Origin of the sequence: Neisseria canis (genome assembly GCF_900636765.1) — a bacterium.
Lineage (GTDB): Bacteria > Pseudomonadota > Gammaproteobacteria > Burkholderiales > Neisseriaceae > Neisseria > Neisseria canis.
On record NZ_LR134313.1, the window covers coordinates 2,070,338 to 2,090,706 of the forward strand.

General features: G+C 48.5%; 22 protein-coding genes. 11 read left to right on the forward strand and 11 right to left on the reverse strand.

The features are described 5' to 3' along the window. Positions 1-29: 29 nt before the first annotated feature. The 7 genes from EL143_RS09875 to iscR all read right to left on the reverse strand — a co-directional run bounded on the left by EL143_RS09875 (position 30) and on the right by iscR (position 4,458). Positions 30-494 carry a ProQ/FINO family protein gene (locus tag EL143_RS09875; RefSeq protein WP_085416296.1) on the reverse strand — a complete coding sequence of 155 codons (465 nt, stop codon included), beginning with the start codon at positions 492-494 and terminating at the stop codon, positions 30-32. Between the two features lie 308 nt (positions 495-802). Beyond that, positions 803-1,123 (reverse strand): iron-sulfur cluster assembly protein IscA, encoded by a 321-nt coding sequence (iscA, locus tag EL143_RS09880; protein ID WP_085416297.1) that lies wholly within the window; start codon positions 1,121-1,123, stop codon positions 803-805. 54 nt (positions 1,124-1,177) lie between these two features. Continuing rightward, positions 1,178-1,432, reverse strand: coding sequence for a recombinase RecA (locus EL143_RS09885; protein WP_085416298.1), 255 nt, complete (start codon positions 1,430-1,432; stop codon positions 1,178-1,180). A gap of 45 nt (positions 1,433-1,477) precedes the next feature. Then, the gene (gene iscU / locus EL143_RS09890; RefSeq protein ID WP_085416299.1) at positions 1,478-1,861 is read right to left on the reverse strand and encodes a Fe-S cluster assembly scaffold IscU; all 384 of its coding nucleotides are present in this window, start codon (positions 1,859-1,861) and stop codon (positions 1,478-1,480) included. A gap of 47 nt (positions 1,862-1,908) precedes the next feature. Next, positions 1,909-2,670, reverse strand: coding sequence for a DUF695 domain-containing protein (locus tag EL143_RS09895; RefSeq protein WP_085416300.1), 762 nt, complete (start codon positions 2,668-2,670; stop codon positions 1,909-1,911). A gap of 58 nt (positions 2,671-2,728) precedes the next feature. Continuing rightward, a complete protein-coding gene (locus tag EL143_RS09900; protein ID WP_085416301.1) occupies positions 2,729-3,943 on the reverse strand; it encodes an IscS subfamily cysteine desulfurase in 1,215 nt (404 codons plus the stop codon). 62 nt (positions 3,944-4,005) lie between these two features. Further along, positions 4,006-4,458: a Fe-S cluster assembly transcriptional regulator IscR gene (gene iscR / locus EL143_RS09905; RefSeq protein ID WP_085416302.1), complete on the reverse strand. Its 453-nt coding sequence runs from the start codon at positions 4,456-4,458 to the stop codon at positions 4,006-4,008. Positions 4,459-4,779: 321 nt separating this feature from the next. Here iscR and EL143_RS09910 point away from each other — a divergent pair, with 321 nt between their 5' ends. The 11 genes from EL143_RS09910 (at position 4,780) to trpD (ending at position 15,254) form a co-directional block, all read left to right on the forward strand. Continuing rightward, on the forward strand, positions 4,780-5,952 hold the full coding sequence (locus EL143_RS09910) for an alpha-hydroxy acid oxidase (RefSeq protein WP_085416303.1): 1,173 nt from the start codon (positions 4,780-4,782) through the stop codon (positions 5,950-5,952). Positions 5,953-6,165: 213 nt separating this feature from the next. Then, positions 6,166-7,302 (forward strand): ATP phosphoribosyltransferase regulatory subunit, encoded by a 1,137-nt coding sequence (locus tag EL143_RS09915; protein ID WP_085416304.1) that lies wholly within the window; start codon positions 6,166-6,168, stop codon positions 7,300-7,302. A 33-nt stretch (positions 7,303-7,335) separates the two neighbouring features. Then, entirely contained in the window at positions 7,336-8,637 is a 1,302-nt protein-coding gene (locus EL143_RS09920) for an adenylosuccinate synthase (RefSeq protein ID WP_085416305.1), read from the forward strand. A 131-nt stretch (positions 8,638-8,768) separates the two neighbouring features. Next, the gene (locus EL143_RS09925; protein ID WP_085416306.1) at positions 8,769-9,533 is read left to right on the forward strand and encodes a TatD family hydrolase; all 765 of its coding nucleotides are present in this window, start codon (positions 8,769-8,771) and stop codon (positions 9,531-9,533) included. Positions 9,534-9,596: 63 nt separating this feature from the next. Further along, positions 9,597-10,283: an MFS transporter gene (locus EL143_RS09930; RefSeq protein WP_308021724.1), complete on the forward strand. Its 687-nt coding sequence runs from the start codon at positions 9,597-9,599 to the stop codon at positions 10,281-10,283. Between the two features lie 95 nt (positions 10,284-10,378). Further along, entirely contained in the window at positions 10,379-11,842 is a 1,464-nt protein-coding gene (locus EL143_RS09935) for a mechanosensitive ion channel family protein (protein ID WP_232001286.1), read from the forward strand. Continuing rightward, positions 11,839-12,279: a dihydroneopterin triphosphate diphosphatase gene (nudB, locus tag EL143_RS09940; RefSeq protein ID WP_085416308.1), complete on the forward strand. Its 441-nt coding sequence runs from the start codon at positions 11,839-11,841 to the stop codon at positions 12,277-12,279. The genes EL143_RS09935 and nudB overlap by 4 nt, the downstream gene beginning before the upstream one ends. A gap of 92 nt (positions 12,280-12,371) precedes the next feature. Then, positions 12,372-13,133: an endonuclease/exonuclease/phosphatase family protein gene (locus EL143_RS09945; RefSeq protein WP_085416309.1), complete on the forward strand. Its 762-nt coding sequence runs from the start codon at positions 12,372-12,374 to the stop codon at positions 13,131-13,133. 35 nt (positions 13,134-13,168) lie between these two features. Further along, positions 13,169-13,543: a hypothetical protein gene (locus EL143_RS09950; RefSeq protein WP_232001288.1), complete on the forward strand. Its 375-nt coding sequence runs from the start codon at positions 13,169-13,171 to the stop codon at positions 13,541-13,543. A gap of 53 nt (positions 13,544-13,596) precedes the next feature. Next, the gene (locus EL143_RS09955) at positions 13,597-14,181 is read left to right on the forward strand and encodes an aminodeoxychorismate/anthranilate synthase component II (RefSeq protein ID WP_085416311.1); all 585 of its coding nucleotides are present in this window, start codon (positions 13,597-13,599) and stop codon (positions 14,179-14,181) included. A 29-nt stretch (positions 14,182-14,210) separates the two neighbouring features. Then, a complete protein-coding gene (gene trpD, locus EL143_RS09960) occupies positions 14,211-15,254 on the forward strand; it encodes an anthranilate phosphoribosyltransferase (RefSeq protein ID WP_085416312.1) in 1,044 nt (347 codons plus the stop codon). A gap of 190 nt (positions 15,255-15,444) precedes the next feature. On the opposite strand, the gene purF is transcribed toward trpD, so the two are convergent. Genes purF through folC form a run of 4 tightly spaced genes read right to left on the reverse strand, consistent with a single transcriptional unit; the run spans position 15,445 to position 20,321 of the window. Further along, entirely contained in the window at positions 15,445-17,001 is a 1,557-nt protein-coding gene (gene purF / locus EL143_RS09965; protein ID WP_085416313.1) for an amidophosphoribosyltransferase, read from the reverse strand. A gap of 21 nt (positions 17,002-17,022) precedes the next feature. Next, a complete protein-coding gene (locus EL143_RS09970) occupies positions 17,023-17,520 on the reverse strand; it encodes a CvpA family protein (protein ID WP_085416314.1) in 498 nt (165 codons plus the stop codon). A gap of 3 nt (positions 17,521-17,523) precedes the next feature. Further along, a complete protein-coding gene (locus tag EL143_RS09975; RefSeq protein WP_085416315.1) occupies positions 17,524-19,017 on the reverse strand; it encodes an SPOR domain-containing protein in 1,494 nt (497 codons plus the stop codon). A gap of 20 nt (positions 19,018-19,037) precedes the next feature. Next, positions 19,038-20,321, reverse strand: coding sequence for a bifunctional tetrahydrofolate synthase/dihydrofolate synthase (gene folC / locus EL143_RS09980; protein ID WP_085416316.1), 1,284 nt, complete (start codon positions 20,319-20,321; stop codon positions 19,038-19,040). Positions 20,322-20,369 lie beyond the last annotated feature (48 nt).

The following is a 20,369-nucleotide window of genomic DNA, read 5'->3' on the forward strand; positions in this document are numbered from 1 at the left end:
TTTTACGGCTGCGTTCAGACAATCATCTGTTATTCTGAAGCTTCCGAGCCATTATCAGCGGCTGCGGCAATATCTTGCTCAAGCTGCATCGCTTCTTTAGCCTGTACCTTTTCTGCTGCTTCCGCTTTTTTTGCAGCCAAGCGCTCCAACGATTCTTTTACCGCGGGGTTCTGCGCAGCAATCTGCTGTTCTTCCGGCGTAACTTCGCCTTTAAAGCGATTATTCAAATCAAAACGCTTACCACCCTTTGCCAAGGCTTTAAGATAACGGGGGCGGCGGCAATGATTGGCCAAAACCCGCGCAATTAAGGCGGGATCATATTGTGGCATAACTGCGATTAAATCTTGGTCGATGCCGACGGCCAACGGCTTAAATTTTTTAAATACATCATATTTGCCATAGATGTGGTCGGCAATCATATCGGTTTGCTTTTTTTTGCTCATGGTTTGCACGGCAGTTTTCAATGCTGCGCCCAAAGCGGTTTCTTGCGTCATTTTCGTTTCCTGTTTTAGGGTAACCAATATTTTTATGGGTTTGCCGGCAAGAATGAAAGTGCCGGAAGTTATTTAAATCTATCCACAAAACCAAATTGCATTTATTCCCGTTAAACCGAATAATGATTTGGCTTCTCATCACAAAATCTGGCGGCATTGTAGCCGAAAAGCACAGTTTTCGCCAATTCAATTAATTTTTAGTCAATATCCAAGAAAGTAATGACAATGCCTGTCTGAAAGCGAGAGGAAATTTTCCTATTTTTCAGACAGGCATTGTTAAACAATCAGCCCGGACGGGTTATCAGCATTCACACATGGAAGCTCTCGCCGCAACCGCATTCATCCTTAACATTGGGGTTTTGAAATTTAAAACCTTCCTGCAAACCTTCTTTTGTGTAGTCCAGCTCCGTTCCGTCAAGATAAACATGGCTTTTCGGATCCACAAAAACTTTTACTCCGAACCCTTCAAACACCAAGTCTTCCGGCTGGATATCGTCAACAAATTCCAAAGTGTAAGCCATACCGGAACAGCCGCTTGTTTTGACGCCCAAGCGGATGCCTTCACCCTTTCCGCGTTTGGTGAGGAAATTTTGAATATGGTTTGCGGCTTTCTCTGTAAGGGTAATCATATGATTCGATCCTTATTCAATCAATCTTGCAGCTTGGTTCAAAACAAATAACAACTAGGCTTTTCCTGCTGTTTCAGAATGTTTTTTTGCCCACTCTATCGCTGTTTTTACAGCATTTTTAGCTTGCGGGCTATTTTTCCAACAAGTGGAACCGGTCAATGCTGCACCTTGTTGCAAAATATCTTGCATATCGGCAGCAGCCAGCTTGGCAACATCATCCAAACCCATTTGTTTCAAACGCTGCAATACGGTCGGACCAATGCCTTTCTGTGCCAATAAAGATTGGGTTTCTGTTTCGGTAAAAGGCATCGTGTTCTCTCTTCTGTCTTTATTAGAATGCCTGTCTGAAAAAACTCAGGCACCTTTTTTCTTTTTGTAGTCGGAAACAGCGGCTTTAATCGCATCTTCAGCCAAAATCGAACAGTGTACTTTTACCGGCGGCAATTCCAATTCTTCGGCAATTTCACTGTTTTTAATTGCCAAGGCTTCATCAAGGCTCTTGCCCTTCACCCATTCGGTAATCAACGAAGAAGAAGCAATAGCAGAGCCGCAACCATAAGTTTTAAATTTGGCATCTTCAATCACGCCTTCATCATTCACTTTAATTTGCAGCTTCATCACATCTCCGCAGGCAGGCGCGCCTACCATACCTGTGCCTACTGATTCATCGTTTTTATCAAACGAACCAACATTACGGGGGTTTTCGTAATGATCAATTACTTTATTGCTGTATGCCATGGTTTTATTCCTTCATGATAATGTTGTGTTTATTCTGATTAGTGGTTTTACTGTTTTACCAGCAAAGCCTCCCAATCGTCGTATTCTCCATTGTATTGTTCGGCAAGAGCCTCCAGTGTGGCGGCTATTTTCGCCATACGCTCTCCATCGATAGAATCAACATGGGTAAGCGTTACCCTATACACTTCTGTATTGTCACTCGAACGGTTTATGTCGTTCAAATATTTACCCAAACCTTCCGCTGCGTGGGCAAATGCTTCCGCATCCGCCAATGTATCGAAATAAGCATAATGATGAATCGGACGCAGCTGGGAAAGATTGTCACCGTAATTTCGTAGTGCTTCTATCATGGAAGCGTTCCGCTCATAAGCCTGCGCTTCCCTGCTGGGCAATAGAGTATTACGGTAGAGCTGCCAATCCGGGTCTTCTTCGGCATTGCCGCCCAAAACAAACGGAATTTCAGACAGGCCATTTAAATATGCAGCATTGGTTTTATGAAAAAAATCTGCATTATCCGAATAGAAAAAAACGATACGTTGCCCTTGCGCAGTAATTGAGCCTACCCAGATGCCGCTTTGCTTCATCTCGGCATGCTCTATTATGCCTTCTATAAAAGTTTGCAATTGTGCTGCCTGCCGATCTGTAGGCAAGCCGTTCGCTTCACCTTTATAACCTAGAGCAATATTGCACAATATGGGCTTGCCGGCTAACGGGGCTTTATCAGCCAAGTCGGTACGAACCCTAATAATACAAGGGCTTCCATCCGGAAAACTTGCTGCATAGCAATGACATTTGATTAGGCCTACCATAATACATCTTTCCGTTTCTCCACGTTGCAATCTTTTTATTATATAACTATTACACTGTTTAGTGTTCAGCCCATTCTACGGTACTTAAATCAATGCCTTCTTTAAACATCTCCCATAAAGGAGACAGTTCTCTTAATTTATCAATTTTTGATTTAATCAGCTCTGCTGCAAAAGCCACTTCTTCTTCCGTCGTCATACGTCCGAAAGTAATACGCAACGAGCTGTGCGCCAATTCATCATTGCGCCCTAACGCACGCAGCACATAAGATGGTTCCAAGCTGGCAGAAGTACAAGCAGAACCGCTGGACACGGCCAATTCTTTAACGGCCATAATCAAGCTTTCACCTTCGACAAAGTTAAAGCTGACATTCAGATTAGTAGGCACCCTATGCTCTAAATCGCCGTTAATATACACTTCTTCGATACCTTCGATTCCTTTTAAGAAAATATCGCGAAGTTTCACAGCATGAGCGCGGTCTTGATCCAACTCCTCCCGTGCCAAACGGAATGCTTCTCCCATACCGACAATTTGGTGCGTTGGCAAAGTACCCGAACGGAAACCTCTCTCATGGCCGCCTCCATGAATTTGCGCTTCCAAGCGCACGCGCGGTTTACGGCGCACATAAAGCGCTCCAATACCTTTGGGGCCATAAATTTTATGCGCGGAAAGACTTAACAAATCAACTTTGGTCGTTTCAACATCAATCGGCGTTTTACCGGCGGCCTGAGCAGCATCAACATGGAAAATAATTTTATTTTCTCTGCAAATTTCACCGATGGCCGGAATATCTTGGATCACACCGATTTCATTATTTACCCACATCACAGAAATCAGAATCGTATCAGGGCGGATTGCTGATTTCAATTCCTCCAAATCTAGCAAACCATTTTCTTGCACGCCCAGATAAGTCACCTCAAAGCCCTGACGCTCCAATTCCCTCATCGTATCAAGAACAGCTTTATGCTCGGTTTTAACCGTAATTAAATGCTTGCCTTTGGTTTTATAAAAATTGGCCGCGCCCTTAATCGCAAGGTTGTTGGATTCAGTAGCCCCACTGGTAAACACTATTTCTTTAGCATCCGCATTGATGAGTTTCGCAATTTCCATGCGCGCATTTTCAACAGCTTCTTCAGCTTCCCAACCAAAGCTATGGCTATTGGAAGCAGGGTTTCCATAATGCTCGGTAAGGTAAGGAATCATTTTCTCAGCCACACGGGAATCAACGGGAGTAGTGGCTGCATAGTCAAGGTAAATAGGTGTTTTAATGGTCATGGTATTTGTTCTTTCTAACTAATTTTTTAATTCTGTATTTCGTTTTCTAAATTTAGATCAGATTAACGCACATAGGGAAATTTAATGGTTTGTATATACTGATTGTTTTCGGCAGCATACTGCTCCAATACATTTTGCAAGGTTACATTACATAAATATTCATCAATTTTTTGATTCAACGTTTCCCACAGATGATGGGTAAGGCAGGGTGCGCCTTTATGACAATTAGCCTTACCGCTGCATTGTGTGGCATCCAAGCTATCTTCGGCTGCTGCAATAATTTGAGCTATATTAATCTCATCAGCACCGGCTGATAACACATAACCCCCACCCGGCCCTCTTATACTCTCAACCAAGCGAGCCCGCCTTAACTTGCTGAACAGTTGTTCCAGATACGATAAAGATATATTTTGCCTCTCACTAATGGCATTTAGCTTTACTGCACCATCACTGGAATGCATAGCCAAATCCAGCATAGCCGTTACAGCAAATCTTCCTTTTGTAGTCAATCGCATAAACTATTACTCTGTGAATTAAGCAAAATTGGAGACATTCCTACACTAAAAACTTCCAGCACAAACACTTTGAGAAAGAATTTTCCAATATCCGAGTATTTCAGTCAAGTATTAACCATTCAATTTTGGACTGAAAAAACGTCTGCTTTACCTCTCAGCTGAAAAGAATTGGAATATTTTTTTTCTTAGTATAGAATGAGGCGAATTTTATTTGTACAAATACGCGTGTATTAAGCATAAACAAGTAAACCCTGTAAAACAGCGCTATTTTGTAGATACCCCATTTAAATAAAACACCCCTTACATATAGGTAACAAAAAAATGAAACGAGATTTAAGCAAAATGACCTGCATTGAAGACCTGCGCAGGGTAGCTCAACGTAAAGTGCCTAAAATGTTTTACGATTATGCTGATTCAGGCTCTTGGTCTGAAGCAACGTATCGTGAAAATACAACCGACTTTAAAGACATCAAATTCAATCAACGCGTATTGGTCAACATGGAAGGCCGCAGCTTGGCCACCAAAATGATCGGCCACGATGTAAAAATGCCGGTAGCAATTGCCCCTACCGGCTTTACCGGCATGCAGCATGCCGATGGCGAAATCTTGGCTGCACGCGCAGCGGAAAAATTCGGCATCCCGTTTTCTCTCTCTACCATGTCGATTTGCTCGATCGAAGACGTTGCCGAAAATACCAGCGCGCCTTTCTGGTTCCAACTGTATGTGATGCGCGACCGTGAATTTATGGAAAACCTGATTAAGCGTGCGCAAGCAGCAAAATGCTCTGCATTGATTTTAACTGCGGACTTACAGGTTTTAGGCCAACGCCATAAAGACATCAAAAACGGCCTTTCCGCACCACCCAAACCTACACTTGCCAATTTGATTAACTTGGCTACCAAACCCGAGTGGTGCATGAAAATGCTCAACACCGAACGCCGCACGTTCCGCAATATTGTTGGCCATGCTAAAAACGTGGGTGACTTATCTTCATTATCTTCTTGGACTTCAGAACAATTTGACCCGCGCTTAAGCTGGGATGATGTTGCGCGCATTAAAGATTTATGGGGCGGCAAGCTGATTATTAAAGGTATCATGATGCCTGAAGATGCCGAACTTGCCGTTAAGAGCGGAGCGGATGCGCTGGTTGTTTCCAACCACGGCGGCCGCCAGCTTGACGACACCATTTCAAGCATTAAAGCTTTACCTGATATTGTCAGCGCGGTAGGCAGCGATATCGAAGTTTGGCTGGATAGCGGCATCCGCAGCGGTCAAGATATTCTGAAAGCTTGGGCTTTGGGCGCCCGCGGCACCATGATCGGCCGCGCTTTCCTCTATGGCCTCGGTGCTTACGGAGAAGAAGGTGTGACCCGTGCGCTGGAGATTCTCTACAAAGAAATGGATATTTCTATGGCGTTTACCGGCCATCGCGATATTCATGATGTAGATCAGCAGATTTTGGTACCCGGCACATACCCCACTCCTACCAAATAATTAAAAACGTAAAGGTAAGCATAATGCCTGTCTGAAAATCCTTTCAGACAGGCATTGTCTTGATATAAAGTTTCGCTTACAGATTCAGCTGTAATTCATATCAAGGCTGCAAAAATAATCTGTTTTGTGTTAAAGTTTGGTTTTAATAACTTCATTTGGACGCAAGCGGCCTAACCCGCTTTTTTCTTGCGTCTGGAGAAAGATATTCCGAATATGCAGTCTTGGCAGCTCCCCGAACACATTGCCGACATTCTGCCTGACCGCGCACGGCATTTGGAAAGCGCGAAAGAAAGATTATTGGCTCTTTTCCGTTCTTACGGATACGAACTTGTGCACCCTCCCCTTATGGAATACAGCGCTTCGCTGCTTACCCATATTGATGCCGGCCTATCCCTCAAAACCATACGCGTTGTTGATCAAATCAGTGGCCGTCAATTGGGTATCCGTGCCGATATTACACCGCAAGTTGCCCGCATTGACGCGCATCTTTTGTCAGCCAACAACGGCATCAACCGTTTGTGCTATTCCGGTTCCGTGCTACATGCAAAACCCGAAGGGTTTCTGACAACCCGCGAACCTTTTCAGACAGGGGCAGAATTATACGGCTATGAGGGCGTAGAAGCAGATATTGAGATTATCGAACTTATGCTAAAAAGCCTGCAAATAGGCAATATCAACAATATATTACTTTCCCTCGGCCATATCGGCGTTTTCCGCTCCCTTTCCGGCGCTGCAGAATTAAGCGAAAACCAATCCCAGCAATTATTGGCATTGATGCAGAATAAAGATACGGACGCAATCAAAAAATTGGTTAGCGAATGGGCGCTTGACGGCATGTGGGCCAAAGCATTCTCACTGCTACCGTCTTTATATGGCGGCCGTGAAGTAATTGACGAAGCCCGCCAACGCCTACCTGATTTATTCAATGTCAACCATGCATTAAGCCAGCTTGAAGCAGTATGTAACGCCTTTCCCGAGCAAACTGTACACATAGACCTATCTGAATTGCGTGTTGACAATTATCACACCGGTCTGCTCTATGCCGCATACGGCCAACAAAGTCATGATGCCATAGCCAGAGGCGGACGCTACGACGGGCTCGGCAAGCACTTCGGCCGCAGCCGCCCTGCCACCGGCTTCAGCTTTGACTTACGCCGCTTAACCGGCAGTTTTACCGAGCAACGCAAACCTGCCATCAGCGTTGCTTATCAGGATTTGGAAGCAGCCCGCGATAAAATTGATCATCTGCGGGTCAATGGCGAGCGTGTCATTATCGACTATGGCGTCGAATGCAACGACAACTCTTCCCGCCGGTTAATTTTCGAAAACGGCAAATGGGAAATTCAATAATTCCACAATTTATTCATACAGGTATTATTCAACATGGCTAAAAATGTAGTAGTAATCGGTTCCCAATGGGGCGATGAAGGTAAAGGTAAAATAGTAGACTGGCTGGCTGAGCAGGCTACCGGCGTAGTGCGCTTTCAGGGCGGTCATAATGCAGGCCACACATTGGTTGTGGGTGGAAAAAAAACAATTCTGCGCCTGATTCCGAGCGGCATTCTGCATGAAAACCTTAACTGCTTTATCGGCTCAGGTGTCGTGGTCAGCCCGGAAGCCCTGTTAGCCGAAATTGATGAATTGAATGCAGCCGGAGTGAAAAACGTAGAAGGCCGCTTAAAAATTGCTCCGACCTGCCCGTTGATCCTGCCTTACCACATTGCATTGGACCAAGCACGGGAAGCCTCTCGCGGCGCAGGAAAAATAGGCACAACCGGCAGAGGCATCGGCCCTGCCTATGAAGATAAAGTGGCCCGCCGCTCAATCCGCATTGGTGATTTGTTCGGCATTGAAAAAGTGGCCGAAAAAATCAAAGCCAATGTTGAGCTTTATAATGTTCAACTGAAATACCTTCACAATGCAGAACCGGTAAGCTATGAAAAAATCATGGAAACTATCGAAGGTTTCAAAGACCGTATTCTGCCCATGATTTCCGATGTATCCCGCACCCTGCATGAAAAAGGACAAAAAGGCGAATGCCTGCTGTTTGAAGGCGCGCAAGGTACTTTGCTCGACATTGATTACGGCACTTATCCGTTTGTAACTTCATCCAACTGCTCGGCAGGTGCCGCAGCACCGGGAGCAGGCGTACCTCCGCATATGCTGGATTATGTTTTGGGCATCGTCAAAGCTTATACCACACGCGTGGGTTCCGGCCCTTTCCCGACCGAATTGTTTGATGAAGTGGGCAAAGGCTTGGCAGAACGCGGCCATGAGTTCGGATCGGTAACCGGTCGTGCGCGCCGTTGCGGCTGGTTTGATGCCGCTGCGTTAAAACGCTCCATCCAAATCAACGGCATCACAGGCATGTGCATTACCAAACTGGACGTGATGGATGGCATTAAAGAAATCAAGCTTTGCGTAGGCTACACTTTGCCCGACGGCAGCACAACCGATATTCTTCCGTTCGGTGCGGATGCCGTTGCTGCTTGTGAGCCGATTTATGAAACTTTACCCGGCTGGGATGAAACGACTTTCGGTATTAAAGAATATGACAAACTGCCTGAAAATGCGAAAAAATACCTGAAGCGTATTGAAGAAGTTTGCGGTGCATCGATTGCGATTATTTCTACCGGCCCGGATCGCGACGAAACAATTTTGTTGCAACACCCGTTTGCCAATTAATTTGGCTTTGCATACACTCTAAGGCGGCTGGCATGGCCGCCTTATTTCTTTATAATCAACCAACTGGCATTTACTACTATATCTAATCAAATCACAAAGCAACCATACAGCCACTTCGCCTTATTACCCTCATGAAATTTACCGATACCCACACGCACCTTGCCGATACCCTACTGCACACCCGCCTTGATGAAATTCTCCGGCAGGCAAACGATGCCGGCGTTCGGCGGTTTATTGTTCCTGCCGCATCAATCAATGATTGGAACAAGATAGCTCTGCTGCAATCATCATCTATTTATGGGGCATTTGGTATTCATCCGTGGTATGCCGAAAAAACCGACCAAGATTTTTTAAGCAGGCTTGACGAGCTTTTACGGCTGCACCCGCAAACCCTTATTGGAGAAATCGGCTTGGACTATGCCGATAAAAACCAACCGCCTGAATGGATCAAGCGGCAGAAAAACACGTTCCGGCAGCAGCTTGCTCTCGCCATGCAGCATAACCGCCCTGTTATTCTGCACAATGTGCGCGCGGGTAATGATCTTATCCGGATAATCAAAGAAAGCAGTTTCACACAAGGCGGCTTTGCGCATGCTTTTTCAGGCAGCATTGAAGAAGCGAAAGAATTCATCAAACTGGGGTTTAAAATCGGTATCGGCTCTTTGCTGCTGAATCCTGCAGCAAAGAAAGCCCGCAAGGCTGCCGCCGAGCTGCCTTTAGAGAGCATAGTTTTGGAAACCGACAGCCCGTTTATGCTGAAAAACAACGCTAATGTGCCTGCCAATGTGTACCGCATCGCCGAGATCGTGGCAGAACTGCGTGGCATTCCTTTGCAGGTTTTATCAGAGCAAACCGAAAACAATGTGGATGCCGTATTGAACATTAACCGTCTATAGCATCAACCGCACATTGCTTTCAGACAGGCATTCATTTCTAATCTTCTATCGGTTTATTCGGTATTGCCTCTTTCTTGGCTTTACCTGCAACATGCCAAACATGAAAGAAAGGCGCTGTATCCGCTCAATTTAATCCAAGTCAGAACATTCCGTTTGGGCATTGCCGGAAATCTGGCCTGCCGCTTGGGCATGGCTTCCGTACCTTTTCTGCTTCCACTCTTACTGCAACTGGCTTTCGGCCGCAGCCCCAGCGAATCGGGTTGGATTTTGGCACCGGTTGCCTTTGCCGCGTTAATCACCAAACCGCTCATCAAAACCGTTATCAAGCGCACGGGCTACCGCAAGGTATTGATTTGGAACACCCGGCTTATCGGCATCCTCATTATCCTGCTATCCCTGCCTACGGCAGCCACACCTTTATGGTTGCTCATAACCTTATTATTCGTTTTAGGCATGTGCAACTCGCTGCAATATTCAGCCATGAACACACTGACCATCGCCGACTTGCGCCCGATTCAGACAGGCAGCGGCAACAGCCTGATGGCAGAAAACCAGCAGCTTTCCGTGAGCCTCGGCATTGCCTTGGGCGCCCTGCTGCTCAACCGTTTCAGCGTACCCGAAATCAGCGGCGGCAATCTGCACGACGCTTTCCGCTACACATTCCGGGCCATCGACATCCTTACCTTTGCCTTCACCCAAGTATTCTCCCGCCTGCACCGACCGGACGGTTCAAACCTAACCGGCGGCTGAACCCTTTTTCAGACAGGCATTCAGCCTAAATTTTTCAAGCCGCTGCAACTTCTTTATAATTACGGTTCAATTGATCACACACACGCAAAAAATTCATGCTGACTTTATTTTCAAATCTAACCCACTTTGTTCCCCACATTACCGGCCAATCAGGCGCAACCCTGCTTGAGCACACCAGCGAAGGGTTTAAAAGCTTCGTCTTATCCCTGTTCGCCCGAGACGAATTTGCCTCGCAGTTTTTACAAACCAGCTTCAGCCACTTTTCCGGCTGGCTCGATATCGCCGTGGCCGCCGTCATTATGGGCCTGGCCTACTGGCTGTCTTCCGTGTGGATACGCAAAAAACCGATTGATTATTCTGCCCGCTTCGCCTTTCTGCGCCACTTGGGGCAGCGGATTCTTTGGCCCGTATTGATATTGGTGCTGACCTTTATCGCGCTGATTGTCTGGAACGCCATCGGCTTGCGTCCCCTTTGGCTGAGGCTGTTACTTTTGGCCGCACAATGGATGATTCTCATCCGCGCCGCACTGGCTATCGTCCACGCCGCCATGCCTGCCAACAAATTCAGCAATTGGCTGGAAAACACCATTGCCAGCACACTTTGGGGCTACTTCCTGCTTTGGGTTTCCGGCATTGACGACATCATCATCAATTGGATGAAAAACCTAACCTTTTCAGTAGGTTCTAGCACATTAAGCTTGTATACCATACTGACCGGCCTGTTATGGGTGGGCGTGGTTATGATGCTGGCCTTATGGTTATCGAAAGTCATTCAAGGCAAATTGATGAGCAGCAGCCATCTCGACATCAACTTGCGGATTATGCTCTCCAATATTGTCAAAACCGTTCTGGTTATCTTATCCGTGTTGATTGCGCTGCCTTTGGTCGGCATCAACCTTACCGTATTGTCTGTATTCGGCGGCGCATTGGGTGTGGGTATCGGTTTTGCCTTGCAGAAAATCGCCAGCAACTATATTTCCGGCTTCATTATTCTCGGCGACCGCTCCATCCGCCCCGGCGACCGGCTTACCGTTGACAACTTCACAGGCTACGTTACCAAAATCACTTCCCGCTTCGTGGTATTGCGCAGCACCACGGGTTCAGAAGCATTAGTCCCGAACGAAACGTTTATTACCTCAATGGTGATAAACGAATCCTACACCGGCAAATCTTTATCTCAAGCGTTGGATGTCCAAGTTTCTTACAGCTCGGATATTGTCCGCGCGATGGAGATCATGCGGGCAGCTGCGGCTGCGCAAGAACGCGTCGAAACCTCTCCCGAACCGAATGCCTTTTTGATCGGTTTCGCCGACAACGGCATTGATTTACGCATTACTTTCTGGGTAAAAGACCCGGAAAACGGCTTTCTCGGCCTCTTTTCCGCCATATTGCTGGATATTTGGAAACGCTTTAACGAAGAAAATATCGAATTTCCGTTCCCCCAACGCGAAGTGCGTATCCTCAATGAAGCCGCAGAGCCCAGCGATATGGCCATGCTGCGTGCTGGCCTTAAAGCCCGCGGCGACACCGAATCAATAGACCACGACGGCAACGAATGAGCCAGCCCAAGCCTTTAAAACAACCGGTCTCCGTGCTGGTCGTGCTCCACGACGGCGCGGGGCAGGTTTTATTGCTGGAACGTGCCGACAACGCAGGCTTCTGGCAGTCTGTAACCGGCAGCATAGAAACCGGCGAAAGCCTGTCTGAAACCGCCCTCCGCGAAGTTTGGGAAGAAACCGGCATCCGCCTGAGAGCCGAAGACTTAAACGACTGGCAGGAAAGTACCGTTTATGAAATCTACCCGCACTGGCGCTGGCGCTACCCCGAAGGCGTGACGCACAATACCGAACACATTTTTTCCGCCGTCATCTCCAAAGCAAGCAGCATCACATTGGCAGAGCACGTTTCCTATCAATGGCTGCCCGTAGAAGAAGCCGCAGAAAAGGTATTCTCACCGTCAAACCGCAGCGCCATTTTAAGTTTGGCTAAACATTGAAAATGCCTGTCTGAAAAGATTGAATATCCTTTCAGACAGGCATATATTTAGTTATATAACTTCAACAAACCGATACGGAAAACAACACAACCATGTCTGTCGAACCCATCATTATCACCACCTACAACATGCACAAAGGCATGTCGCCGCTCAACCGTTTCGTACAAGTCGACAGTATGGCAGAAGCCATTCAAAGTCTGCGCTCCGACATCTTATTCCTGCAAGAAGTACAAGGCGAAAACCTGCGCCGGCAGCTCAAGCTGCCCGCATTTCCCAAAGCTCCGCATTACGACATCCTAAGCGACCGCCTCGACTATTATTCAAGCTATGGCAAAAACGCCATCTACAAAGAAAAACACCACGGCAACGCCATTCTGAGCCATTTGCCTATCCACACCCACCACAACCTCAACATCACCGTCAACAAGCTTGAGCGACGCGGTGTGTTGCATTGCGAAATCCAACCCGAAGGCTGGCCTTTCCCCATTGTTTGTCTATGCGCCCACCTCAACCTGCTGGAAGTCGACCGTGTGAAGCAATACACCGCCATCTTCGAATACGTTACCACCTATGTACCGCCGCAAAGCCCGCTGATTCTCGCCGGCGACTTCAACGACTGGCGCCACAAATCCTGTATGAACATCGGCCGCTCCCTTGGCTTGAAAGAGGTATTTATCGACTACTTCGGCTCACGCCCCAAAACCTTTCCCGCCCGCATGCCTTTTTTGAGCCTCGACCGCATCTACACGCGCAACCTCGATATTCTCGATGCCAAACTGCACAACGGCACACCGTGGCAAAACCTATCCGACCACCTCCCACTCAGCGCAACACTGGTGCCCACATCCTTTTAACCGGCTTTTTTGTGCTTTGAGGAAGAAAGCTTTTCATGCGCCGCAATTCACGGTATAGTGTAAAAACAAGTAATCAACACATACCTACGCCGATGGATTACCTGAGAAAAATGCCTTTCACCATCGTGTTTATCGATAAAAAAGGCCATTCCTATGATGACAGCAGCCGCGACCTGAATGCCTACATTCAGCGCCACCCCCTGATTATTCCGCGCCTGCACCAGCCCTGCTTTTCCGCCAAAATACTTGAAATTGCCGCCCATCAATGCGGCATGCGGGTTGTCCGCCGCCCTGCCGACAGCCGCGTCCGGCGCAACCTGACCTACGTTATCCGAAAAAATCTTTTTAAAAACGATGAAGAGCTATGGAACTTCATCAACAAGCCTGAAAACCTCAACACCGTAAAATAAGCTCCGTACCGAACCGTGCGGGCTTTTTTCAGACAGGCATCAGAAAGACAAAAATGCTTTTAATGATCGACAACTACGACAGTTTCACATACAACATCGTCCAATATTTTTCAGAGCTGGGCCAAGAAGTAACCGTGCGGCGCAACGACGACATCACTCTGCAGGAAATCGAGCACCTTAACCCGCAATATCTCATTATCGGCCCCGGCCCCTGTTCACCCAAAGAAGCCGGCATCTCTGTGGCAGCCATGCAGCATTTTGCAGGCAAGCTGCCCATTATGGGCATCTGCCTCGGCCACCAAACCATAGGCGAAGCATTCGGCGGTAACATCGTCCGCGCAAAAACCCTGATGCACGGCAAAGTTTCACCGGTCAAACACATCGGCGAAGGCATGTTCCACAAGCTGCCCAATCCCGTAACCTGCACACGCTACCACAGCCTTGTTATCGACCGCGACACCCTGCCCGACTGCCTCGAAATCACCGCATGGACGGACGACGGAGAAATCATGGGCGTGCGCCATAAAACCCTGCCCATCGAAGGCGTGCAATTCCATCCCGAAGGCCTGCTTACCGAACACGGCCATGATATGCTGAATAACTTTTTAGAAGCCTTCAAACACTTCAAGTTTGTCTGAAAATCAATCCCAACCTCAAAGAAGAATTTATGATTACCCCACAGCAAGCAATCGCCCGCCTCATTGACAACAATGAGCTTTTTTATGACGAAATGACCGACTTAATGCGCCAAATTATGAGCGGCCAAGTCGCTTCAGAACAAATCGCCGCTATTTTGGTGGGATTGCGGATAAAAGTCGAAACCGTGTCCGAAATCAGCGCCGCCGCAGCCGTGATGCGCGAGTTTGCCATTCCCGTGCCTGTCAGCAACCGCGAAAACTTAGTCGATATAGTCGGCACAGGCGGAGACGGCGCCAAAACATTCAATATCTCCACCACCACCATGTTTGTTGCCGCAGCCGCCGGCGTACACATCGCCAAACACGGCAACCGCTCGGTATCCTCTTCCAGCGGCGCGGCAGATGTGATGGAACAAATGGGCGTATCGCTTACCCTCTCGCCCGAACAAGTGGGTCGCTGTATAGACGAAACCGGCATGGGCTTTATGTTTGCCCCCAACCACCACAACGCCATGCGCTATGTTGCTCCGGTACGCCGCTCACTCGGCATCCGAACCATATTCAACATCTTAGGCCCGCTCACCAATCCTGCCGGTGCGCCCAACCAGCTGCTCGGCGTATTCCATATCGATTTATGCGGCATCTTATCGCGCGTTTTGCAGCAGCTCGGCTCCAAACACGTTTTGGTTATCTGCGGCAAAGACGGGCTGGACGAAATCACCCTTACCGGCACCACCCGCATCGCCGAACTCAAAGACAATAAAATCAGCGAATACGATATTTCCCCCGAACAATTCGGCATTCCTCTGCGCGAAAACCTCAATGAAATCCGCGTAGACAACAGCCAACAATCGCTCGGCATGATGAACAGCGTATTAGCCGGCCAACCCGGTGCCGCACGCGACATCGTATTGCTCAACTCGGCCGCCGCCATCTACACCGGCGGCAAAGCAAATTCTTTGGCCGAAGGTTTTGAAGCTGCCAAAGAAGCCTTGGATTCCGGCAAAGCCAAAGCCAAACAGCAGGAGCTGGTTGCTTACACGCAGCAACTGGCACAAGGGCAAAACATCTAAGCCTATATCCGCAACATCCCGCCGCAAAACAATGCCTGTCTGAAAGCAAACACCCGCCGAAGAATCCGGCGGGTGTTTTGTATGGTTAAACTTGGACTTGTATCCGTGAATAATGAATGCCTGTCTGAAAATACAGTTAATCAACTTAAAAATCTTCAGACAGGCATTTATACCAATTCACACAACACAATTATGCATCATGATCATCGGCATCCGAACCCGCATCTACGCGCACGCTGTGGTCAATCAAGCTGGGTTGGACAAAAGCGGCCGAGCCCGTGGATTCGCCTTCAGACAGGCGTTTCAGATAAGCCTCGTCAATATCCCCCGTAGGGTAGCAGCCGCTGAAGCAAGAATCCTCAAAACCTTCTATTTCAGGGTTGAGCTCGCGCACCACATTTTCCAACTCTTCCAAACCTTGGAACACACAAGCATCGGCGCCGATTTCCCGGGCAACTTCCTCGGCAGAACGGCCATTGGCAATCAACTCTTCACGGGTCGGCATGTCGATTCCGTAAACATTGGGGTAGCGCACTTCCGGTGCCGCCGAAGCAAAATAAACTTTACGCGCGCCGGCATCGCGCACCATCTCCACAATTTCCCGGCTGGTGGTGCCGCGCACAATCGAATCGTCCACCAGCAAAACATTTTTCCCTTCAAACTCGGAAGCCATCGGGCTGAGCTTCTGGCGCACCGATTTTTTGCGGGTCGCCTGGCCGGGCATAATGAATGTCCGGCCGATATAACGGTTTTTAATCAGGCCCTCCCTGTAAGGCTTACCCAAATGATGCGCCAACTCCATCGCACTCGGGCGGCTGGTATCGGGAATCGGCATCACCACATCAATATCTTCAACCGGCAAATACTGTTTCACCTTCTCCGCCAGCGCCACACCCATATTGAGCCGCGACTGATAAACCGACACACCGTCAATCACCGAATCAGGCCTGGCAAAATAAACATATTCAAACAAACAGGGCGCAAGCTTGGTATTTTCGGCACATTGGCGCGAATAAAACTGGCCGTCGAATGTGATGAACACCGCTTCACCCGGCGCAATATCCCGCTCTAAATCAAAGGCCAGGCTGTTGAATGCAACCGATTCCGAAGCCACGGCATAAGCGGTTTTGCCCGTTTGCCCATCGGTTTGTGCACCCAAAACCAAAGGCCGGATACCATAAGGATCGCGGAACGCCACCAAACCGTAGCCTGCAATCAGCGCAACCACACCATAAGCACCGCGCACACGAAGATGAAGCTGGGAAACAGCGTTGAAAATATTATCGACACTCAAATGCGTATCACCGGAAGAAGTAACTTCCTTGCGCAGCTCATGGGCAAATACGTTTAACAACACTTCAGAATCGGAACGCGTGTTGATATGGCGCAAGTGCTTGTTGCACACGTTTTCATACAGCTCGTCGGTATTGGTCAGGTTCCCGTTATGCGCAAGCACAATGCCGAAAGGCGAGCTTACATAAAAAGGCTGAGCTTCGGCACCGCTGCCCGCGCTGCCCGCTGTAGGATAGCGCACATGTGCGATGCCGGCATTGCCTCGCAAATCACGCATATTGCGGGTGCGGAACACATCACGCACCATGCCTTTGCCTTTGTGCATATGAAACATATTGCCCTGAACGGTTACAATGCCCGCGGCATCCTGACCCCGGTGCTGCAACATTTGCAAGCCGTCATACAGCGACTGGTTCACCGGCTCGTGCGCCACCAACCCAAACACACCACACATTTTGTTTTATCTCCAAAACAATTAAATCATCGGATTTTTCAAGTTTTCCGTCATATACTCTGAAAGCGCCGGCAATGCTGCGGAGGCCAGCGATTCAAAATAAGGCGCACTGATTGAATTTTTCCAACCATCGGTTTTCGGCAAATCGGTAAACGAACACACCACCACCACAAAAGTAACAATCAAAACACCTTTTAACGCGCCGAATACTCCGCCCAATAAGCGGTTTACACCGCCCAAACCCAGCGTTCCCACTATTGCAGTCAACAAAGAGCGCAGCAGATACATTACCAACCATGCCGCCGCAAATACCAAAATAAAACCAACCGCCACGCTCAAAACATGGGGTTGGACTGATGAGAGAAAAGCTTCTGCAAAATCCTGGCCAAACATACGGGCTGCAACAAATGCCACAATCCACGTTACCAGAGACGCAACTTCAGCAATCACGCCGCGCATCATCGAGATGATGACACACACAAACACCACAAGCGCTGCAAGAATGTCGAATATCTCCATAAATTATTTGCCCTGACTGACTACCGAACCGTTTACACCCTTGCTTCTTAAGCGGTTCAAAGCATTGTCTGCCGCTTCCTTATTGGCAAAAGTGCCGCTGCGCACACGGTAAACCGTGCCTTTGCTGGTTTCCACTTTGCTGATAGAGCCGCTCATACCGGATTGCCGCAATGCTTGCAGCGTTTTCTGCGCGGCGGCTTCATCCCTAAATGCGCCTGCCTGAATCACCGCCTTGCCGGAACCGCTTTTTTTGGCTTCCGCAGCTTTTTTCGCTTCTGCTTCTTTCTTTTGCTGAGCCGCTTTTTTAGCATCTTCAGCTCTCTTCGCTTCAGCTGCTTTCTTGGCATCAGCCTCTTTCTTCAACTGAGCGGCTTTTCTTTCTTCAGCCGCTTTTTTGGCTTCCGCTTCTTTTTTCTGCTGTGCCGCTTTTCTTTCTTCTGCAGCTTTCTTCGCTTCTGTTTCTTTCTTCAATTGCGCATCGCGCTTTTCATCCGCGGCTTTTTTTGCCTCCGCTTCTTTTTTCAGCCGCTCGGCACGTTTCTCTTCGGCTGCTTTTTTCGCTTCAGCTTCTTTTTTCTGTTGGGCTGCTTTTCTTTCTTCAGCCGCTTTCTTGGCCTCTTCTTTTTTCAGCCGGTCGGCACGCTTTTCTTCAGCCGCTTTTTTGGCTTCCGCTTCTTTTTTCTGTTGGACGGCTTTCCGTTCCTCGGCAGCCTTCTTGGCTTCCGCTTCTTTCTTCAACTGAGTGGCGCGTTTTTCATCGGCAAGTTTTTTCTCTTCCGCGGCTTTCTTCTCCGCAGCTTTTTTCGTTTCTGCGGCTTTTCTTTCTTCTTCCGCTTTTTTGGCTTCGGCCTCTTTCTTCAGCTGGGCTGCCTTTTTGGCGGCGTCCGCAGCTTTGCGTTCCCGCTCTTTGGCTGCTGCTTCTTTGTTGGTATTTTTAATGGTAACTACGGGAATCGGGGCAAACTCTTCCGGTTTGGGATCCATTTTTTCCGCCGGAGGGGCTTTTTTAGTTACGGTACGCGAATGCCCGTCTTCATCGGAAACTTCTACGCTTTCCTGATTTTCGGCCAATTCGTAAATGAGATTGTCTTTTGATTTCGGCTTGGCTTGAACTTCTTCTTTGGGAGGCGGATTAGTGTCATCCGGGCTGAGAAATACAACGCGCTGCTTGTTTTCCTTTTCGGAAGATAAAGCTTGCGCTGCCTTTTCGGCTTTTTTGGCGTTTTCTTCTGATTCTCGTTCTTTGGCCGCTTCGGCCGACTCTTCTTTCGATTCTTCTTGCTGGGGCTCTTGTTCCGGTTTGGAAACTTTCTTGGATTGTGCAACAACAGGGGCAGATGCGGCGGCTTGCCCTGTTTCTGCTTCGTCTTTACCTGAAGTTTTGGCGAATATTAAACCTGCCACCACCACCATAGCGGACGCGCCGGCTAAACGGCGGCGGTTTTTGCGCTTGAGGTTTTCGTATTCTTCCAATGATTCCAAGTGCTTAGGCAGCATTGCTTAATCCTGTAAGTGTATTATAGTGTTCCCATAACTTCGGCAACCGTATGGAAGGAGCCGAACACGACAATTCTATCATTTTCCGAAGCCGCCGCAAAAGCCGCATCATAAGCTTTTGCTATATTTTCAAACTGTTTTACATTGCTTATATCGTGAGCAGCCAGTTTTTCGGCAAGCTGCTCGGAAGCCATGCCGCGCGGCAGATGCAGAGGCGCGATATGCCATTCGTCAAACTGGTCTTTCAGGATTGCCAAAACCGAATCGATGTCTTTATCGTTCAACATGCTGAACACGGCCGTACGGTTTTGAGCAAAGGGCAAGGCCATCAGCCCCTGACGCAGCGCACGGGCTGCGTGCGGATTATGGCCCACATCCAAAACGGTCAGCGGCCTGCCGGGTAAAACTTGGAAACGGCCCGGATTATGCACCATCAACAAACCGCGCTTGATAGCGCCTATGTCTATCGGCAATTGTTGGTTGAGGCATTCGATAACGGTCAGCGCACAGGCGGCATTGTTGATTTGGTATGCGCCGCGCAAGGCGGGAATCGGCAGAGCGTTGCGGTTGCGCGTATGCCTGTCTGAAAACTGCGGATTAGGATGAAAACGGTATGACCATTGCTGGTTTTCCAGCTTGGTATAGCTGAAATCTTCTCCGATCAGCAATAAATCCGCGCCTATGGCTTCAGCATGTTTTCTCAGCGATTCGGGCGGCGGATTCTGGCCGCAAATAGCGGGTTTGCCGCTGCGGAACACACCGGCTTTTTCGTAGCCCACCTGCTCGATGGTGTCGCCAAGGAAAGATTGGTGGTCTAAATCAATGCTGGTTACCACGGATACATCGGCGTCAAATATGTTTACAGCATCCAAACGGCCGCCCAGCCCGACTTCCAATATCATCACATCCACTTGGCTCCGCATGAAAATATCCACGGCGGCCAGCGTGTTGAACTCAAAATAAGTGAGGGAAATATCGCCACGCGCGGCTTCAATGCGCTCAAACGCGGCCACGATTTCTTCATCTGACACAGGCTGTGTGTTGACACAAATACGCTCGTTGAATTTCAACAGATGCGGGCTGGTCAGCGTGCCGGTTTTGAAGCCGGCTTCTTTATATATCTGCGATAAAAATGCACACACCGAACCTTTGCCGTTGGTGCCCGCCACAACGATTACCGGGCATTGCGGGTTCAGGTGCATGGTGTTTTTCACTTCGCCCACACGGGATAGACCCATATCAATCAAACCCGCGCTGTGGGCGGTTTCTAAATGGGAGAGCCAGTCGTTCAGATTTTTTTTCATGGTTTTGATGATATTGGCTGAATGCCTGTCTAAAAACTTTCAGACAGG

Excerpts from the sequence above, each read along its gene's own strand:
- EL143_RS09895 (WP_085416300.1), bottom strand. The coding sequence starts at position 2,670 with ATGGTAGGCCTAATCAAATGTCATTGCTATGCAGCAAGTTTTCCGGAT.
- EL143_RS09975 (WP_085416315.1), bottom strand. The coding sequence starts at position 19,017 with ATGCTGCCTAAGCACTTGGAATCATTGGAAGAATACGAAAACCTCAAG.
- iscR (WP_085416302.1), bottom strand. The coding sequence starts at position 4,458 with ATGCGATTGACTACAAAAGGAAGATTTGCTGTAACGGCTATGCTGGAT.
- iscA (WP_085416297.1), bottom strand. The coding sequence starts at position 1,123 with ATGATTACCCTTACAGAGAAAGCCGCAAACCATATTCAAAATTTCCTC.
- EL143_RS09935 (WP_232001286.1), top strand. The coding sequence starts at position 10,379 with ATGCTGACTTTATTTTCAAATCTAACCCACTTTGTTCCCCACATTACC.
- iscU (WP_085416299.1), bottom strand. The coding sequence starts at position 1,861 with ATGGCATACAGCAATAAAGTAATTGATCATTACGAAAACCCCCGTAAT.
- EL143_RS09915 (WP_085416304.1), top strand. The coding sequence starts at position 6,166 with ATGCAGTCTTGGCAGCTCCCCGAACACATTGCCGACATTCTGCCTGAC.
- nudB (WP_085416308.1), top strand. The coding sequence starts at position 11,839 with ATGAGCCAGCCCAAGCCTTTAAAACAACCGGTCTCCGTGCTGGTCGTG.
- EL143_RS09945 (WP_085416309.1), top strand. The coding sequence starts at position 12,372 with ATGTCTGTCGAACCCATCATTATCACCACCTACAACATGCACAAAGGC.
- EL143_RS09955 (WP_085416311.1), top strand. The coding sequence starts at position 13,597 with ATGCTTTTAATGATCGACAACTACGACAGTTTCACATACAACATCGTC.
- EL143_RS09885 (WP_085416298.1), bottom strand. The coding sequence starts at position 1,432 with ATGCCTTTTACCGAAACAGAAACCCAATCTTTATTGGCACAGAAAGGC.
- EL143_RS09970 (WP_085416314.1), bottom strand. The coding sequence starts at position 17,520 with ATGGAGATATTCGACATTCTTGCAGCGCTTGTGGTGTTTGTGTGTGTC.
- EL143_RS09875 (WP_085416296.1), bottom strand. The coding sequence starts at position 494 with ATGACGCAAGAAACCGCTTTGGGCGCAGCATTGAAAACTGCCGTGCAA.
- EL143_RS09910 (WP_085416303.1), top strand. The coding sequence starts at position 4,780 with ATGAAACGAGATTTAAGCAAAATGACCTGCATTGAAGACCTGCGCAGG.
- EL143_RS09925 (WP_085416306.1), top strand. The coding sequence starts at position 8,769 with ATGAAATTTACCGATACCCACACGCACCTTGCCGATACCCTACTGCAC.
- EL143_RS09920 (WP_085416305.1), top strand. The coding sequence starts at position 7,336 with ATGGCTAAAAATGTAGTAGTAATCGGTTCCCAATGGGGCGATGAAGGT.
- EL143_RS09900 (WP_085416301.1), bottom strand. The coding sequence starts at position 3,943 with ATGACCATTAAAACACCTATTTACCTTGACTATGCAGCCACTACTCCC.
- purF (WP_085416313.1), bottom strand. The coding sequence starts at position 17,001 with ATGTGTGGTGTGTTTGGGTTGGTGGCGCACGAGCCGGTGAACCAGTCG.
- folC (WP_085416316.1), bottom strand. The coding sequence starts at position 20,321 with ATGAAAAAAAATCTGAACGACTGGCTCTCCCATTTAGAAACCGCCCAC.
- trpD (WP_085416312.1), top strand. The coding sequence starts at position 14,211 with ATGATTACCCCACAGCAAGCAATCGCCCGCCTCATTGACAACAATGAG.
- EL143_RS09950 (WP_232001288.1), top strand. The coding sequence starts at position 13,169 with ATGCGCCGCAATTCACGGTATAGTGTAAAAACAAGTAATCAACACATA.